This is a genomic window from Bacillus sp. Pc3 (assembly GCF_000815145.1).
Lineage (GTDB): Bacteria > Bacillota > Bacilli > Bacillales > Bacillaceae > Bacillus > Bacillus velezensis.
In genome coordinates this window covers 3,314,691-3,331,731 of the sequence record NZ_CP010406.1, presented here as the reverse complement: position 1 = coordinate 3,331,731, position 17,041 = coordinate 3,314,691, and the positions used below count along the sequence as shown (strand labels likewise).

Annotated in this window: 11 protein-coding genes, 2 tRNA genes, 1 pseudogene and 1 other annotated feature; of the genes and pseudogenes, 1 reads left to right on the top strand and 13 read right to left on the bottom strand. The window is 42.5% G+C overall.

Annotation, left to right across the window (positions count from 1 at the left end; all coding sequences use genetic code 11):
* Positions 1-45 precede the first annotated feature (45 nt).
* From leuB to ilvB, 5 genes are read right to left on the bottom strand one after another with little or no spacing between them, the layout of a single operon-like run.
* The gene (gene leuB, locus SB24_RS16030; RefSeq protein WP_015417938.1) at positions 46-1,143 is read right to left on the bottom strand and encodes a 3-isopropylmalate dehydrogenase; all 1,098 of its coding nucleotides are present in this window, start codon (positions 1,141-1,143) and stop codon (positions 46-48) included.
* A gap of 20 nt (positions 1,144-1,163) precedes the next feature.
* Positions 1,164-2,720 (bottom strand): 2-isopropylmalate synthase, encoded by a 1,557-nt coding sequence (locus SB24_RS16025; protein ID WP_033574188.1) that lies wholly within the window; start codon positions 2,718-2,720, stop codon positions 1,164-1,166.
* Positions 2,707-3,735 carry a ketol-acid reductoisomerase gene (gene ilvC, locus SB24_RS16020; protein WP_003152600.1) on the bottom strand — a complete coding sequence of 343 codons (1,029 nt, stop codon included), beginning with the start codon at positions 3,733-3,735 and terminating at the stop codon, positions 2,707-2,709. Before ilvC ends, SB24_RS16025 begins: the two co-directional genes overlap by 14 nt.
* 22 nt (positions 3,736-3,757) lie before the next feature.
* Positions 3,758-4,276 carry an acetolactate synthase small subunit gene (gene ilvN, locus SB24_RS16015; RefSeq protein WP_039254335.1) on the bottom strand — a complete coding sequence of 173 codons (519 nt, stop codon included), beginning with the start codon at positions 4,274-4,276 and terminating at the stop codon, positions 3,758-3,760.
* The gene (ilvB, locus tag SB24_RS16010; RefSeq protein WP_032866714.1) at positions 4,273-5,997 is read right to left on the bottom strand and encodes an acetolactate synthase large subunit; all 1,725 of its coding nucleotides are present in this window, start codon (positions 5,995-5,997) and stop codon (positions 4,273-4,275) included. Before ilvB ends, ilvN begins: the two co-directional genes overlap by 4 nt.
* 119 nt (positions 5,998-6,116) lie before the next feature.
* Positions 6,117-6,368, bottom strand: a binding site (T-box leader).
* A gap of 422 nt (positions 6,369-6,790) precedes the next feature.
* Here ilvB and SB24_RS16005 point away from each other — a divergent pair.
* On the top strand, positions 6,791-7,141 hold the full coding sequence (locus SB24_RS16005; protein ID WP_015417942.1) for a hypothetical protein: 351 nt from the start codon (positions 6,791-6,793) through the stop codon (positions 7,139-7,141).
* A gap of 39 nt (positions 7,142-7,180) precedes the next feature.
* On the opposite strand, the gene SB24_RS16000 is transcribed toward SB24_RS16005, so the two are convergent.
* The 8 genes and pseudogenes from SB24_RS16000 to SB24_RS15960 all read right to left on the bottom strand — a co-directional run bounded on the left by SB24_RS16000 (position 7,181) and on the right by SB24_RS15960 (position 17,040).
* The gene (locus SB24_RS16000) at positions 7,181-7,366 is read right to left on the bottom strand and encodes a hypothetical protein (protein WP_039254332.1); all 186 of its coding nucleotides are present in this window, start codon (positions 7,364-7,366) and stop codon (positions 7,181-7,183) included.
* An 883-nt stretch (positions 7,367-8,249) separates the two neighbouring features.
* A pseudogene (locus SB24_RS15990) lies at positions 8,250-8,851 on the bottom strand (recombinase family protein).
* Between the two features lie 392 nt (positions 8,852-9,243).
* Positions 9,244-10,740, bottom strand: coding sequence for a restriction endonuclease subunit S (locus SB24_RS15985; RefSeq protein WP_039254328.1), 1,497 nt, complete (start codon positions 10,738-10,740; stop codon positions 9,244-9,246).
* Positions 10,737-12,167: a class I SAM-dependent DNA methyltransferase gene (locus SB24_RS15980; protein ID WP_039254324.1), complete on the bottom strand. Its 1,431-nt coding sequence runs from the start codon at positions 12,165-12,167 to the stop codon at positions 10,737-10,739. Before SB24_RS15980 ends, SB24_RS15985 begins: the two co-directional genes overlap by 4 nt.
* 132 nt (positions 12,168-12,299) lie before the next feature.
* Positions 12,300-15,506 (bottom strand): type I restriction-modification system endonuclease, encoded by a 3,207-nt coding sequence (gene hsdR / locus SB24_RS15975; protein ID WP_039254323.1) that lies wholly within the window; start codon positions 15,504-15,506, stop codon positions 12,300-12,302.
* A 639-nt stretch (positions 15,507-16,145) separates the two neighbouring features.
* Positions 16,146-16,219: transfer RNA gene (locus SB24_RS15970), tRNA-Arg, on the bottom strand.
* A gap of 124 nt (positions 16,220-16,343) precedes the next feature.
* A tRNA-Arg gene (locus tag SB24_RS15965) sits at positions 16,344-16,417 on the bottom strand.
* Positions 16,418-16,530: 113 nt separating this feature from the next.
* On the bottom strand, positions 16,531-17,040 hold the full coding sequence (locus SB24_RS15960; RefSeq protein WP_015417943.1) for a YfcE family phosphodiesterase: 510 nt from the start codon (positions 17,038-17,040) through the stop codon (positions 16,531-16,533).
* Position 17,041 lies beyond the last annotated feature (1 nt).

Below are 17,041 nucleotides of genomic sequence, written 5' to 3'. Positions count from 1 at the left end.
GTTTCCTCCCTCTACCTATGAACTAAGACCGCTTTCTTTAAAGCGTCACACTATAGATTTTGTATTCGAGCCGGCTAATGCGGCTTTTACTTTTTCAGTAATGTCATGCGTTCCGGCATATTGGCCGTCCCGGGCGATATCACGTGTACGGCTGCCGTCTGCAAGCACCTTTGCGACCGCTTTTTCCACCGCCTGCGCTTCGTTTTCAAGCCCGAAAGATGTTCTCAAAAGCATCGCCGCTGATAAAATCGCCGCAAACGGATTGGCCATCCCTTTACCGGCGATGTCAGGCGCAGATCCATGCACGGGTTCAAACAAGTGAAGACCTGAACTTGATAAGCTGGCTGACGGCAGCATGCCGAGCGAGCCTGTCAGCATGGAGGCTTCATCGCTTAAAATATCGCCGAACATATTCTCAGTTACGACGACGTCAAACTGGCTCGGAGCGTAGATGAGCTGCATCGCGGCATTATCGACAAGCATATGTTCAAGCGTCACATCAGGAAATTCTTTTGCGATTTCATCCGCTGTTTCCCGCCAAAGCCTGCTTGATGAAAGCACATTCGCCTTATCAACGGACGTCACTTTTCCTTTTCTGCCGGCAGCCATCTTAAAGGCTTCTCTGACAACGCGTGCGATTTCTTCTTTCTTATAAAAAAGGGTATCGACCGCTTCCTTTTCTCCCGCTTCATTGACATACTGTCTGCTCGGTTCTCCAAAGTAGAGGCCGCCCGTCAGTTCCCTGACGATTACAAAGTCGACGCCGCTGATATATTCTTTTTTCAGCGGAGACGCCTCAGACAGGCTTTCAAATACGGTCACGGGACGCAGATTGGCAAACAGGCCGAGTTTTTTTCTGATGCCGAGCAGGCCTTTTTCCGGTCTGAGCTCCGGAGGATTTTGGTCCCATTTCGGCCCGCCGACTGCCCCGAGCAGGATGGCGTCGGATCTTTCACAAAGAGCCACCGTCTCCTCAGGAAGGGGGTTTTGATGGGCGTCAATAGCCGCTCCCCCGATCAGCCCGTTTTCAAATTCAAATTCATGTCCGAATTGTTCGGCAACGCTTTTCAATACATCTGCCGCTGATTCCGCCACTTCCGGTCCGATTCCGTCACCGGGCAGCAAAGCAATACGTTTTTTCAAATCAAACGTTCTCCTTTCTATTACGAGCCGACCGCAGTCTGTCTCTTTAATCCGTCTATATTGCAATCCAGCACCAATTGCCGGTTCACGGCGTTCAAATATGCTTTTGCAGAAGCTTCCAGAACATCCTGCGCGATTCCCCGCCCTGATGTTTCTTTTCCGTTCACGGTCACTCTGACAAAAACTTGAGCCAGCGCGTCTTCGCCTTTCCGGTTGGATTGGATGCGGTAGTCTGTCAGTTCAATATTTTTATCGATGCAGCGCCCGAGCGTATTATAAACGGCTTCTACGCTGCCCGCCCCCGTTGCCGCCTCTTGAATCAGCTGTTCGTTTTCCTGATTTTTTAAAGAGACTGTTGCAGTCGGCACCTGAGACGTCCCGTAATGCACTTGCAGAGACAAAAATTCATAGCCGATTTTTTTGTCTGTCACTTTTTCTTCTAAAATAAGAGAAATCAAGTCATCATCGGTGATTTCTTTTTTCTTTTCGGTCAGTTCTTTAAACATCGTAAAAAATTTATTGATTTCCTCACTATCAAACTGGAATCCAAGCGCATTCAGGCGGTCTTTGAACGCATGGCGTCCGGAATGCTTTCCGAGTACGAGCGCATCAGCAGTCACGCCGACAAGTTCCGGTGAAATGATTTCATATGTTGATTTTTCTTTCAGGAAACCGTCTTGGTGAATGCCGGACTCATGTGCGAAAGCGTTATCTCCGACGATTGCTTTATTGCGGGGAACGGCCATGCCCGTCAGTTTGCTGACAAGATCACTCGTCCGCTTCAATTCATGAAGATTGAGGGATGAATCGGCTTGATGCGCGTCATTTCTGACATGAAGCGCAACAGCGATTTCCTCTAGCGCGGCGTTCCCGGCTCTTTCTCCTATGCCGTTAATGGCGCATTCAATTTGATCAGCGCCGTTCTCAATTGCCGAAAGCGAGTTGGCAACCGCCATTCCGAGATCATCGTGGCAATGGGCTGAAAGCTTTACCCGGTTGATATTCGGAACGTGTTCCTTCATATATTTAAAGATGTTTCCGTATTCAGCCGGCGTCAGGTAACCTACAGTGTCCGGCAGGTTGATGACGCTCGCGCCGGCATCAATCACTTCTTCAACGATTTCAGCCAGAAACGGAAGTTCGGTGCGGCATGCGTCTTCTGCTGACCATTGAACGATCGGAAAGCGTTCTTTTGCATACTTCACCATTTCAACCGCTTTTTCCTTAACCTCTTCCCGCGTCATTTTCAGCTTATGCTTCAGATGAATGTCAGAGGTGGCGATAAAGATGTGAATCCGCGGGCTGGCCCCGTCTTTCAGCGCTTCCCAGGCTGCGTCGATGTCACCTTTGACAGATCGGGCAAGCCCTGTTACCGAACAATTTTTAATCGTTCTTGCGATTTCCTGCACGGCTAAAAAATCACCTCGGGATGAAGCGGGAAATCCCGCTTCAATAATATCCACCCCGAGTCTTTCAAGCTGCTTGGCTATCGCCAGTTTTTCCCGGGAATTGAGGTTGACCCCGGGGGATTGTTCACCGTCACGAAGGGTCGTGTCGAAAACATTAATTTTGCGCAACGGAGACCACCGCTTCCTTCTTTTTGCCTTGTTTGACAAACGGCATCATTTCACGAAGCTGTCTGCCGACCTTTTCAATCTGATGCTCGTTTTCACTTGCATTGATCGCATTGAAGCGAGGACGGTTCACTTGGTTTTCCACGATCCATTCTTTCGCGAATGTACCGTTTTGAATATCTGTTAATACTTGTTTCATCGATTCTTTTACCTTCGCATCGACTACGCGCGGCCCTGAGACAAAATCTCCCCATTGAGCCGTATCGGAGATAGAGTATCTCATGCCCGCCAATCCTTCTTCATACATCAAGTCTACGATCAGCTTCAGTTCGTGCAGACACTCGAAGTATGCGAGTTCAGGCTGGTAGCCGGCTTCTGTCAGCGTTTCAAAACCCGCTTTGACAAGCGCCGTTAAACCTCCGCATAGAACAGCCTGCTCACCGAACAAATCCGTTTCCGTTTCTTCCTTAAATGTTGTTTCAAGAACGCCCGCACGCGCTCCGCCGATTCCTTTTGCATAAGCAAGAGCCGTATCTTTCGCTTCGCCTGATACATCCTGGTAGATGGCAAACAATGCCGGTACGCCCGCGCCTTGTTCATATGTTCTTCTGACAAGGTGTCCCGGTCCTTTAGGGGCGACAAGGAATACATCCACATCAGCAGGAGGCACGATCTGATGGAAATGGACGTTAAATCCGTGTGCGAATACCAATGACTTGCCCGCCGTCAATTCATCTTTGATTTCAGCTTCATATACTTTTTGCTGCTGTTCATCCGGAAGAAGAACCATAATGATATCTGCCTGGGCAGCCGCTTCTCTTACCGAAAAGACTTTATGACCGTCTTCTTGGGCCTGTGTAAATGATTTTCCTTGTCTGACGCCGACAATGACATCAATTCCGCTTTCTTTTAAGTTCAGCGCATGTGCGTGACCTTGTGAACCGTAACCGATAATCGCTACTTTTTTACCTGCCAATACGTTCTCTTTGATATCACCGTTATAATATACTTTTACCATTTTAATCTCTCCCTTTTTTGTGTTATACAATTGAAATTGTTTTATTGGATGACGCCTTCTGCTGGGTTCCCCTCGCAAAAGCCGTTGTGCCTGTTCTCGCGATTTCTTTAATGCCGTAAGGTTTGAGCAGCTCTATGAGCGCTTCGATTTTATTAGATTCGCCGGTAACCTGAACGACGATGCTGTCTCTTGAGACATCAACGACGGAAGCTCTGAACGGCTCAATGATTCCATTGATTTCCGTTCTGACCGACGGTGCGGAAACAACTTTGATTAATGCCAGCTCACGCTGTACAATCGATTGGTTTGTAATATCCGTCACTTTCAGGACGTCAATTTGTTTGTTAAGCTGCTTTGTCAGCTGCTCTACGTCATTTTCGCCTTCCACATGGACGACAAATGTAATCCTTGAAACACCGCTTGTTTCCGTGTGGCCTACAGTGATGCTTTCGATATTATAGTGTCTTTTTGTAAACAGGCCGGTGATCCGGTTTAATACTCCCGAGCGGTTGACCACCGTTAATGTGATTATGCGTTTCAAGGTTTCACCCCCACCATTTCATGAAGTCCTTTACCCGGCGCAATCATCGGGAATACTTTCTCGCTTTTGGCGACCCGGACGTCAATAACGGCCGGTTCTTTTGATGAAAGCGCCTTTTTAAGCTCTTCTTCCGCCTCTTCCTCCGATGAAATCCGGACGCCTTTAATGCCGTAGGCTTCTGACAATTTGACAAAGTCAGGCTGCGCCGAGAATTTGGATTCAGAATAGCGCTCTTCATAGAAGATTTCCTGCCACTGTCTGACCATGCCCAGACATTCGTTGTTCAAGATAACCACTTTGACAGGAAGATTCAGCTGCCGGATGACATCTAATTCCTGAAGGGTCATCTGAAAACCGCCGTCTCCGAGGATGGCAACGACCGTGGCGTTACGATCGGCCAGCTGCGCTCCGATAGCCGCCGGAAGGCCGAAGCCCATTGTGCCGAGTCCCCCCGAGGTCACCCACTTATCAGCCTTTCGGAAAGGATAAAACTGAGCCGCCCACATCTGGTGCTGGCCGACATCCGTCGCCACAATCGCCTCACCGTTTGTGAATTGGTGAATATACTCAATCAGCTTTTGGGGTTTCAAGCCCTCTTCTCTGTTGTCTGTATACCAAAGCGGATATTCTTCTTTCCATTCTGAAAGCTGCTGTTTCCATTCCTCTGTCTGTCCCTGTTTTCCGTTTTGCTTCAATAATTCCTGAAGGACGATTTTACTGTCGCCGACCACCGGAATCTGCGTTTCGATAATTTTTCCGATTTCAGCAGGATCAATATCGATATGCGCCACTTTGGCCGATTTTGCAAAATGCTTCAGATTTCCGGTCACGCGATCATCGAACCGCGCTCCGATGCTGATCAACAAGTCACAGTGGTAAAGCGCCATATTCGCTGTGTATGTGCCGTGCATCCCCGCCATTCCCAGAAAAAGAGGATGGTCTGCCGGGAAACCGCCCAGACCGAGGAGCGTGTGCGCTACCGGAATTTGCTGCTGTTCGGCATAATTTTTTAAATCTTCTGAAGCTTTACCGTGCAAAACACCCGCTCCGGCTAAAATAACCGGCTTTTTCGCACTGCTGACAGCTTCCACGAGCTTTCGGATCTGCAGATAGTTAGGCTCTTTTACAGGCTGATAACCCGGAAGGCTGATCTCGTGATCATATCTGAACTCTCCTTCAAATGCTGCGACATCCTTCGGTATATCAATTAATACCGGACCCGGTCTTCCCGTCGTGGCGATATGGAACGCCTCTTTAATCACACGGGGGAGATCTTCCGGACGGCGGACTTGGTAGCTGTGTTTCGTAATCGGCATCGTAATTCCTAAAATGTCGGCTTCCTGGAAAGCGTCGCTGCCGATGACCGAAGTGGCCACCTGACCGGTAAACACTACGAGCGGCAATGAATCTATCATCGCATCCGCAAGACCGGTAACTAAATTTGTCGCTCCGGGTCCGGAGGTAGCAATCACAACCCCCGGCTTTCCGGAGACTCGCGCATACCCTTCTGCCGCATGAATCGCGCCTTGCTCGTGGCGGGGCAGGATGTGAACCAATCCTGATTGATACAGTTTATCGTAAATCGGAAGGACGGCTCCCCCCGGATAGCCGAAGATCATCTCGACATTTTCTTTCTTTAATGATTCAATCAGCATCAGAGCCCCGTTCATTGTTTTTGTACATTCGGCAGACAAAGAATCCGCCTGTACATTTGTGCCCATTTTCAGTTCCTCCTTTTCAATGTTCCCTTCTAAAATCCAATTCATAAAACGCAGCGCCGGCTGACGCAAATAAAAAAGCCTTCCCACCCACATTCAGCCAAGCATTTCATGCGATAGCCAAAAGGGGCGAAAAGGCTTTGCTTTCCGCGGTACCACCCTTGTTTACGGTCATATGCAGACCGTCTCATGGATAATGATTATCCGTTTTGATAACGAGTAAACATTGTGTTCACTCGGCCGAGTCCTACTCTTTACATTTCAGACCGGCACTCTGAGGGGAGTTCACTTTGATTTGTTTTACCGGCTCTCAGCGTTACCGGCTCTCTGTGAAAAACTTCAGCAAAGCTACTTATCCTCTTCTGCGCTTTTTATTATGGCAGCTCTTTTATTGAAAAAGAACCTTCATTTGTTTGTTTTTTCAGTGTTTTATGATTTTTCTTTTTAGCGTGAATCATTTATTTATTTTTGTTTGAACTCATATTACGCCCGTTTGCAGGCAGTGTCAACAGCATTTTTATAATTATTAGACAATTTAGATTAATCAATCTACTTTGTATACGCTTTCATTACTGGTACAAAGGGATCTGTAAATATTAAAAGTTTTTATCATTTTTTTATTAATCTCTCAAGATTACATGAAATTTTTCCGTTCATATACGAATATGTCACATTTTATTACACGATTTTTCTCTGTCCTTCCGGCATGCTTGTCAGATATTCCGTTCGATTGAACAGGCTCTTTATACAGACATACGCATACACTGTTCTTATCTCGTAAGAAATGAGTGATGTCATGAATAAGATGTTATCAGGCATGCAGGGCCTGCCTCCTGGATTTCCGCCTTTACCGGTCTTACCGCCGCAGTCTTATTATCCTCCGGCCCCGATGCATACAGCACCATATCAAGGCGGCCCTTCTTTTCAGCAGGGATTCCCGTCATCCGGATACGGACAGCAGACCCCGCAAAGCACGCTGTCATTCGCCGGGCAGCAATTCGTTCCGTACCCTTATACAACCGGGTACTACGGCCAATCCTTCAGTGACGTCGGCGGAAGCCTCGGCGCCGGGGCGCATCCCGGCGCGCTCGGGGGCGGTTTCAGCGGCCATGCCGGGGGCTTCAGCGCTCCGAGCGGATTCAGATGATACAAAAACCGGTCTCACACGGCCGGTTTCTTTTCATATTCACAAAGTATAACGGTCATTCCATTGATTCATTTCCTGCTCCGTATAGTAATCAGCCCTTGAAACCTCAACAATGATTAAACCGCATTGAGTGATTAAAAATTGCTTCAGTTCCTCAAACAGCTCGTCTTTTCCGCAAAAGATCGTTTCTATATTGTGATTTTTAAATGCAAATGCGTACTTCAAAAGCTAATTCCTCCTGCTGTCTTTCTATCATTCATTGACAAAATGTATGATAGAAATTAGATAATTTATCACTCAAGGGCGCCTTAAGTATCTTTATACATATATTTATTACGGTAAATATTACATTAAGTTTCATTTATATTAAAATTACTTTACAATTTTCATCAAATACGGAACTTTTGTTTCGTAAAATAAAATACAAAAAAACCTCAAACCCATTGTCAGGGCTTGAGGTTTTTTATACGTCCCAGGAGAGATTCGAACTCCCGACCGACGGCTTAGAAGGCCGTTGCTCTATCCGGCCTTCATCCTTTATATATCGCTATTCGTTCACGTTCATGTATAACGGTCACTTTCCGAACTTTGACCGATTGACTTAATTTCTATTATATTTGCTTACGCTTTATAATTCAAGCATTCATATAGTAAAAAACAACCCTATTGAAAAGGTAATACAGTTTTACTTAAATCTGCTATATTAAAAGGTAAAGGTATTTATTTAAAAGAGTGGTTTCATGAGAGATAACAAAAAATGCTGTCCATATTGCAATGCTGATTTGCAAGGAGAACCTATTCCGAAAGAATCGCAGAAAGTATATGGTTCTGCCCATTTTACACGAAAAATTGGTATAAGCAGTATAGAAGCTGATAGGATTATTAAATGGAAATGTCCAGACTGCAACAAAGAATGGGATAGGGATTGATCATTTAAAATAATGTAATTTGAGATGGACTAGAATTAGATTCGTTTCGACAAGTTATTTTTTTCATGGTGTGTGGATGAGCCGACTATAGGTTTATCCCTTTCATGCCCCCAGTGAAAATGTGGAAACATCCCCACATATTCTTTATATTAAAGAAAGAGAGAAGTTATAGGAATCCTTTAGCTTGTTTCATATTCTTTAACCCTGCGATAGAATGTAGCCTTTGTCATACTTGATCTCTTCATTGCTTCAACCGCTGTAATTTCTCCTGCTTTCCATTGTTTATAAGCCTGCTCAAACTCAGTTGTAATAGTTGTTTTAGGTCTTCCAAGGTGTTTGCCCTGTGCCTTAGCTGCAGCTATCCCTTCAGCTTGATGAGTCTTAATCTTCGTTCTCTCTTCTTCAGCAACCCATGATAATACCTGTAACACCAAGTCAGCCACGAAAGAACCGATGGATTCATTGTATTTCCGTGTATCCAACAATGGCATATCAACTACAACAATATGTGCTTAGATGTTCTGTGTGATATCTTTCCACTCGTTTAAAATCATCTCTTTGTTACGACCTAGCCTATCTAATGAATGTATGTATAACGTATCTCCATTACGCAAACGCAATTTCAAAGCTTGGTATTGAGGTCTATTGAAGTCTTTCCCGCTTTGTTATCGATATGAATATCACGCTCATCAATTCCAAGAGCATACATACTATCCAGTTGTCGTGCTTCATTTTGGTCTTTGCTGCTTACACTAACGTATCCAACTTCTTTGTTGTCCACTGGTTAAATCCACCTTGTTATTTGATACTCTTATCGTAACGCCTTTGTATCTGAACCCTTATTCTACCGTTTCACAGAATACGTCGCAAAAAGTTGTACCTTTTGAAACAGGTAGCTTATCGAAAACAATGTGATAGAGGCAGCGGTATCTTTTCTTTGATATCACTTATAAGTCTACACCTCTGCTATCGATACCATTATCGAACTTGAATAGGGTTTCACTGCAATTCTTATTACTTTATCATGCTAAATCATATTGATAATGTGGGTCGTGTCTGAAATTTACCGATTGCCAGTTTGTGAATGAGAGTGGTTCTGTATCAAACCAATACCCAACTTGGCATGTATGCAACCGTAAAAGACATCCAACTAACTTGGATGCCCTCTTACAACTATTTCACTTGCTCTTGTAGCACTTCTTTTAGTAATTCAATCGCATTTTCCTCAGTTGGGTCATTTGTTCCAAGTTTACCACGAAAAGCTTTAGATAAAATAGAATTTTTTAATTGGTCTAATTTCTCCTCAATCAAAAGCAAATTTCCTGTTGTTTCTTCCATATCTAATAATTTCTTCACCATATTAACCATAACCTGTCTTTCTCTGTATGGAGCAATTGGTAATCTAATATTTTTAACATCCTCTAAACTTAAGACTGGTCTTCCAATTCCATATGCTCTGTTTTCTAGTTCACCTCCACCTCCACAGGTCGATAATAAGCTTAAGTGAACATATTTAGCCATGCTTTTATCTATTAACTTAGTAAGTGCAACTGATTGACTAACATAAGCTTCTGGAATTGTTTCTTCAACGATTGCACATTTCCCGACATTTGCTCCTGTAATAGTTGTTAGTAAATCAAAAGGTTCTACTAGGCTTCGTTTACCTTCTACCTTCTCTGGAAGAAGTACATACGCAACATTTGTTAAATTTAATTTATTTTTATTAATATCTTGGGTTCTGATAAAATACGAACCGTTATCAGCATAGTATTTAGACCAATCTCTAGAACCACTCGTTACATAGTACGATAGTTCACCTAATCTAGCCCATTTCCATCCTCTAGGTAAATTAAAAGGTTCATCAACCTCATTAACAGACTTAACATTCAAAGTATTGGATTTAATCGGACTTGATTCTTTATCGGCCCTTAACCTATCTAAATGTTCTTGTACCTCAAAAATATCAATATCAGCATTTTTTTCTCGCCACTTCCTCGTCAACTCTCCACGAAACGCCTTATCCAAAATAGCCGCTCGACGAAGTTCAAACGATTCCTTCGCTTCCTCAATCAACTGCTTCGCTTCTTCAACTTTATTTAAAAGCCGCTCCACTTTATTAGCAATCCGTTTTTGTTCGTTTAAAGAAGGTAATGGTAATGCAATTTCTTTGCATTTACTACCTGAAAGTTCCTTAAATGTTGTGCCACTTGCCATAGATTCTAAATAGGTTGTGGAGAATTTTAAATACCAATATAGATATTCTGGATAATAGGCGTTACTTGGAAGAAAACTTTTAAACCCTTGATTTGTACAAATATCATTAGAAGCTATTGTAACGTATCCTATTGGTGCTCTTGACGAAAGTAACACGGTGTTACTAGGCAATATTTTAGCAGAACTGTTAGCTAGACCAACTTCAGTTATATTCCGCTTTCCTCTACTAATATACATATCATTATATCCCGAAAGATCAGCGGGTGTTAACCATGGTATATCACCATCTTCAAAATATTCTTTTACTGTAGATTTAGGTGTTCCACCACCTATTACATCTGTGATAGAACCAGTTTGTGTCCATATCCAATTTTTAGGAATTTCAAACCGTTCCTTCTCTTCTGGGATTATTGCCTCTTCTAATAATTCCTCAATGGTCTTCTTTTTCTTGCTCATTTTCTGACCACCTCATCCTCTTCAACAGCACGTAACTCCTCAACTACTTCATTTAATAAATCCATTGCCTGTTGAAGTTTCACAATCGCTTCTTCTGCTGATGCAATTGGGTCTGGCAAGTTGTCGTATGAAGATAATGATTCATCTGCAATTAATCCAATATCTAAACTATCATCTTTTTTTGCGATATCTTCTCGTGTAAACACATTCCAACGCTCATCTTCTATCTTAGAACGGTCTTCAGCTACATATGCCTTCATGAAGTTTTCAAAATGAGCCATTGTTAGCTGATTACGTTTGCCAAATGAAGTCATATTTGTCCGAAGATCATAGACCCATACATCCTTCGTGTTATCTTGGTCTGTTGTTCCCCTTGTAAAGAATAAGACATTCGTTTTTACACCTTGCGCATAAAAAATTCCTGTTGGTAAGCGTAAAATCGTGTGTAAGTTACATTTGTTCATCAAGTCACGACGAATTTGTGAGCCAATCCCGCTTTCAAACAAGACATTATCGGGCAAGATAACCGCTGCTCTTGCATTTCCATCATCTTTTAATGCGTTATAAATCAACTGCAAGAAATTCAACTGTTTGTTCGATGTTTCAAACGTTAAATCGTCACGGGATACCCGTTCCCCGCCTTTTTTTGTACCGAACGGCGGGTTTGTTAAAATAACATCAAAGTTCTTCATCCATTTCCCGTTACCCGATAAAGTATCGCCTTGTTCCAAACGTCCTTCGATATTATGAAGCAACGCATTCATGAGTGCCAGGCGATGCGTATCTTTAACAAGTTCCATACCTACAAAAGCTTCTTTCTTTTGGAACTCGGCTTCTTGTGGTTCTATATCGAAGTAGTCATCTGTTTGATTCTTTAAATATTGGTCTGCAGCAATCATGAAACCGAATGTTCCAGCTGCAGGGTCAGCGCATCGCTCACCGATTTTCGGGTCGATTAATTGAACCATCACATCAATTAATACACGAGGTGTGAAGTATTGCCCCGCTCCTGATTTCTTTTCACTTGCATTCTTCTCTAATAGACCCTCATAAAGATTGCCTAGCCCTTCTTCTTTTGCATTGTACCAATCAAGGGCATCAATAGATTTAATAATCTTCTCTAAGTTTTTCGGCTCAGCAATACTTGTAGAAGCATCACTGTATATTAGACGCAGCCGCTCATTTTCACTGCTTCCTAATTCAAGTAACAATCGCTGATAAAATTTCTTTAATTCCAAACCTTCTTTATCTAACAAATCATCCCATCGATTCCCTTCTGGAATCACACCTTCTGTTTCCTGCTCCTTCATCATTTTGAGGAATAATAAGTAGGTTAACTCTGTTACATATTGCTGATAGGTAATCCCATCATCACGTAACACATTACATAAATTCCATAGTTTTTGAACGATTTCTTGGTTGTTCATTTTTCAGCCTCCTGCTAACTCCGAGTATATTTTAATGTTGGATTCTCATTCAAACCTCATTAAAGTGAAAATCAAGGATAAAGTAACTTATCTATTATAACTTAAAAAGTGCCCCTATGAAGAGGCACATTATTAACTAATATAAAGGTTCTCATTTATAGTGGTAACAACCGTATCAATATAGTCACCGAACTCCCGCTTCAGCAATTTATAGCCGCCCGGAGTTTTAAATGGTTCTTCCGAGAATGCCTCTTCTGCAGTCGGTGCTAATACAGGCACTTTAAGTAATTGCTTTTCTATTCTCTCTAACCATTTCTTCTGTCTTGGAGTCCAATCATGCAGTGAATACACTTTTTGCATCGCCTGTTTAATACGTGCTTCATGGGCAACTAGCGCTTCACCTAATGCAGCTTGGCGAATAAAGCTAATAATGTCTGCTGCAATGTCTTCATTTTTTGTCTGCTTCCAAGCTGTCTGCAAATGCGATTGCTTAAAGCCTTTCGTTTCTAGAATGGTAATAAGTTCTCGTAAATCCTGCCTTGTTAAATCTTTCGGTCGTGTGCAAATAAGATGAAGAGCGGGAATTTCATTAATATTTTCTTGGATAAAACGAACGAAACCTTCTAAATAATCTTCTGGTCTCTTGTTTCCTTCACCATATCCCCGAACCACATCTGTTACTTCATCCTCTTTGTTGGAGATATATCGTTTCTCGCCTTTTACCCGATAGGCTTCCATATATTCAAATAACATGTTGTGCTGTTTTGCTTCTTGTGGCGTATACGTTTGAATTTCTTTCGCCCACTCATCCACATTTTTTCCATTCGACAATTCTTCAAACTTTTGTTTTCCTTCTTCATTCAGCCTTTGCTTGCGACGCTGAATTTTCACTGCCAATTGGTCACGATAAAACGAAGCTTCATCTTCTGCAGTAGCATTGGCAAGTGATTCATATAGTTCACCGATACTGTAATTTTGTTTCTTTACAACAGGTTTCATCTCCGTATAGTTTTGCAATTTATCGTAGATGCCCACTGCATCGTAAATGTTAAAGTGTGTTTTTCCAATGTCGGGACAAAGACGGGTTGCACGTCCAAGCATTTGGTCATAAAGAATACGAGACTGTATACGCCGTAAGAATACTAGATTTGTTATTGGAGGAACGTCAATGCCTGTGGTGAGTAAATCAACCGTTACAACGACATTTGGCAGCCGCTCGTTCTTAAACCTTTTAATGGCATCTAATGGCTTATAGATATAGCCAGTAATTTTCATAATAGCATCATCTTCAATTTCATCGCCACGTTCTTTAAAGGCTTCCTTTAATAACCGAACAACCAAATCTGCGTGTTGGTCAGTGGCTGCAAAGATAAGAGTTTTCTCTTTTCCTGTCGGATCAATGTATTCAACCAGTTTGTTTAGAACCGCCCGATTAAAAGGTTCAGTAATTACCCGTTTATTAAACTGCTCAACCTCAAAATGAATGGTATCTTCCATTTTTTCTAGTTGAATCTCGCCTTTATCAACATCATACACTTCAACTTCTTCGTCTTTTTCAAGAGTAATGCCGACTTGTGAAAGTTCTGTCTTAAACAGATATGGTGGTTCATGGTCAACTAAGTAGCCATCCAGAACCGCTTCACTATAAGAATACTTAAAAATAGGCATACCAAAAATCTCTGTTGTATGAAGAGCTGGTGTTGCAGTAAGTCCTAAACATGCCGCATCAAAATAATCAATTACACGTCGATATTGGCTAATATAATCATTTTGGTCACGGAATTTCAATTCTTCCTCTGACATTTCTTTGTCACTTGTATAGCCACGATGTGCTTCATCTACAATGATGAAATCATACTGCCCGACACTTGGAAGCTTTTCGTTATCGCTATAGAAAAGTCTTCTAACCATTCCCTGCACCGTCGCAATTTGCACCTTCGTTTCAACTTCTGGAGACATGTCTTCTAAAGATTTCACATCGTATATATCAGCAAATGAGTAGCCTTCAATTTTTGTATCCTTAAGTGCATCCTCTGTCTGTTTTCCTAACGAATTACGGTCTACAAGGAAAAGAATACGACGACATTTTTTGGACTTAATTAAGCGATACATGAGGGCGATAGCTGTACGAGTTTTCCCAGTTCCAGTTGCCATTGCAATAAGCATTCTTCGTTGCCCTTCTTTTAATCCCTCTTCAGCGGAAAGTACCGCTCTTTGCTGATAATGACGCAAACCAAACTTCGTAATATCCTCTTCTTCTAACCGTTTATTCGCATCCTTATCATCTTGACTAAGAAGAAGCTGCAAGTCGTCAGGTGAATGCCAGCCTTCTAATGGGCGAGCATGTTCTAACGGTTTACGTGAATCCCAAAACCAGATGCCCGACTCTTCTTGAAGTTGTTTCAAGTATGGTCGGCCGTTCGTTGCGTATAAGAACGGCACCTTATATTCACCTGTTGTAGGTGTGATGACTTCATCTTCGACTTGTGCCACATTTTTTGCATACACTTTTGTTTGACTTTCTAATGCGCCAGGAATCGTTTTCTTTTTTGCCTTAGCTTCAATAAAGCCAACAAGCTTTAAGCCAATAAACAACGCATAGTCAATCCTGCCGCCATTGACCTTCCATTCAGCAATTGCCATGTTTCGATTTTTCTCTGGCAGCGTTCCGTTCTTTTGATGATTTAGTACAGTTGTGTCTACTTCCCATCCAACAGCACGTAGTTTTCCATCAATAATCGTACGCGTTTCGGCTTCAGTTAATTGCTGTCGACGCATAAAGTTTTTGGATATTTTTTTACGCTCGATTTTTACCTCTTCTTGTTCCACTTCCGCCTGTCGACGAATTGCCTCTAATTCTTCTTCAAGCTTTTTGACTTTTTCCTCATATTCTCGCTGAAGTGTTTCTGTACTCTGTTCTACTTGTTCTTGAAGTTCTGTATACTCTGGTGCTTGAAAATCCCAATCACCATATACCTCCATGAACCAAATGGACAAGCGGAACGTTAATTGCAACAAAGCCTTTGCTTCTTCTACTTTTCCATAATCCGCTTCATGCATCGCTACATTCCCTTTGCGACGAAGAGCCTCTAATATATCAATTAATTCAGGCTCAAGTAACCTTTCCCGACGCAAAGTATTAATGCGATCCACTTGCGTTGTACCATATGCCTCTTTAATATTTTCAGCGGCAAGAATAAATTTAGTTAATGTTTCAGCGAACAATCTCAGTTTCATTACTGTTGTATGGGGGTCATGATATACATTTCTCTCAGCTGTCTCTCCCAAGTTAGCAAGTACATCCCATTTCCCTTGAAAAAATGAAAAGTTGCCACTCATTGTTATCACCGTTTTCCTAAAAGGTTGTTTGTGTCCATTATACTATAATCATGCAAAAATTAGGGAATAAGATGTATCGCTCTTTTTTTCTACTCTGCTCCTTAGTTTAGGTTCATTCTTTAACCAAGTGAATAAAAGACGGGTTTTATTAGTTACTGTTTAAATATTGAGGCTACGACATCAGATTTGATCAATTAAAAGAAGAGCCTCAATTAAGAGACTCCTACAAAGTTTGTGCCTTTTATTGAATAATTACCGCATCCGCTCCATATATAGATTCTGCAAGTGTAACCTCTTAGCTCCCAAGTCGTAGCCAGCAAAGATATCTTCAAGTTCTTGCTGCGAGTAGAAGAGTCTAATAAATATTTCCTCTTCCTCAGTGGCAAATCCAATCTTCTGTTCCTTGTATTACTGAAGCCTTTGCTTGTGACGTTTCTCAGCCTTTTTCATGATATTTACCTTACGCTTTAGCACATAGTCAGCTTCATTTTCATTTTCTTTTGGTCACAACAAAAAACCTCCTATATCGAAAGTAATATAAGCCAATAACAGGGTAATTTCTTACGTGACCGTTATACTGACTGTTTCACTAACGATATAGAAGGTTGATTTGACGGGCTTTAGCACCCGATTTATTAACGTCCCAGGAGAGATTCGAACTCCCGACCGACGGCTTAGAAGGCCGTTGCTCTATCCGGCTGAGCTACTGGGACATGAAAATCAAATTGTTCTGCTGATCATTTTACCATGATTTCAGCGATTTGACAATATAGTCATCCGATAAAAAAGGCCAGCGGCATCAGTTTTCACTCTGATGTCACCAGCTCTTTTTTTGTACGTCCCAGGAGAGATTCGAACTCCCGACCGACGGCTTAGAAGGCCGTTGCTCTATCCAGCTGAGCTACTGGGACAGCTTTTGCTTTATGTATCAGCGACAAGATTTATTATATACAGGTTCAAATCATAAGTCAATATTTTTTTAAAAACTTTTGATGGGGAAGAATGAAATCTCCCCCATCACTTGTTAAAAACTGATTGTATTCCCAAAGTCCTTCAATTCCCGACCCGTTTCGTCGTAAAATGTCACGGCGCCTTCTCTTTCTGTAAGAGTAAGAATGGCATAGCTTTTCACATTGCGGACTCTCGGAAGACGGATGCTGCCCGGATTAATCAAAAGCTTGCCCCGAAGCTCTTCACTCCCGGCAATATGTGAATGGCCGAAGCAGACGACATCCGCCCCAAGCTCTTCCGCCCGGTAAAAAACAGTTAAAAGTGACTGTTTAATGCCGTGAAGATGCCCGTGAACGGCCAGAATTTTCTTTGAACCTGCGTCCAGAAGAAGTTCATCCTGAAACCCGCCGCCAAAGTCGCAATTGCCTTTTACCGTGTGAAACGGCGTAAGCGCCGGATGTGCAGCGTCAAGCTCTGAATCACCGCAATGAATCATCAGATCCGCTTCGTCTTCGTGCCGCTTTGCAATCGTCTCCAGCTCGTCTTCAAGGCCGTGACTGTCACTTATTATCAGCACTTTCATT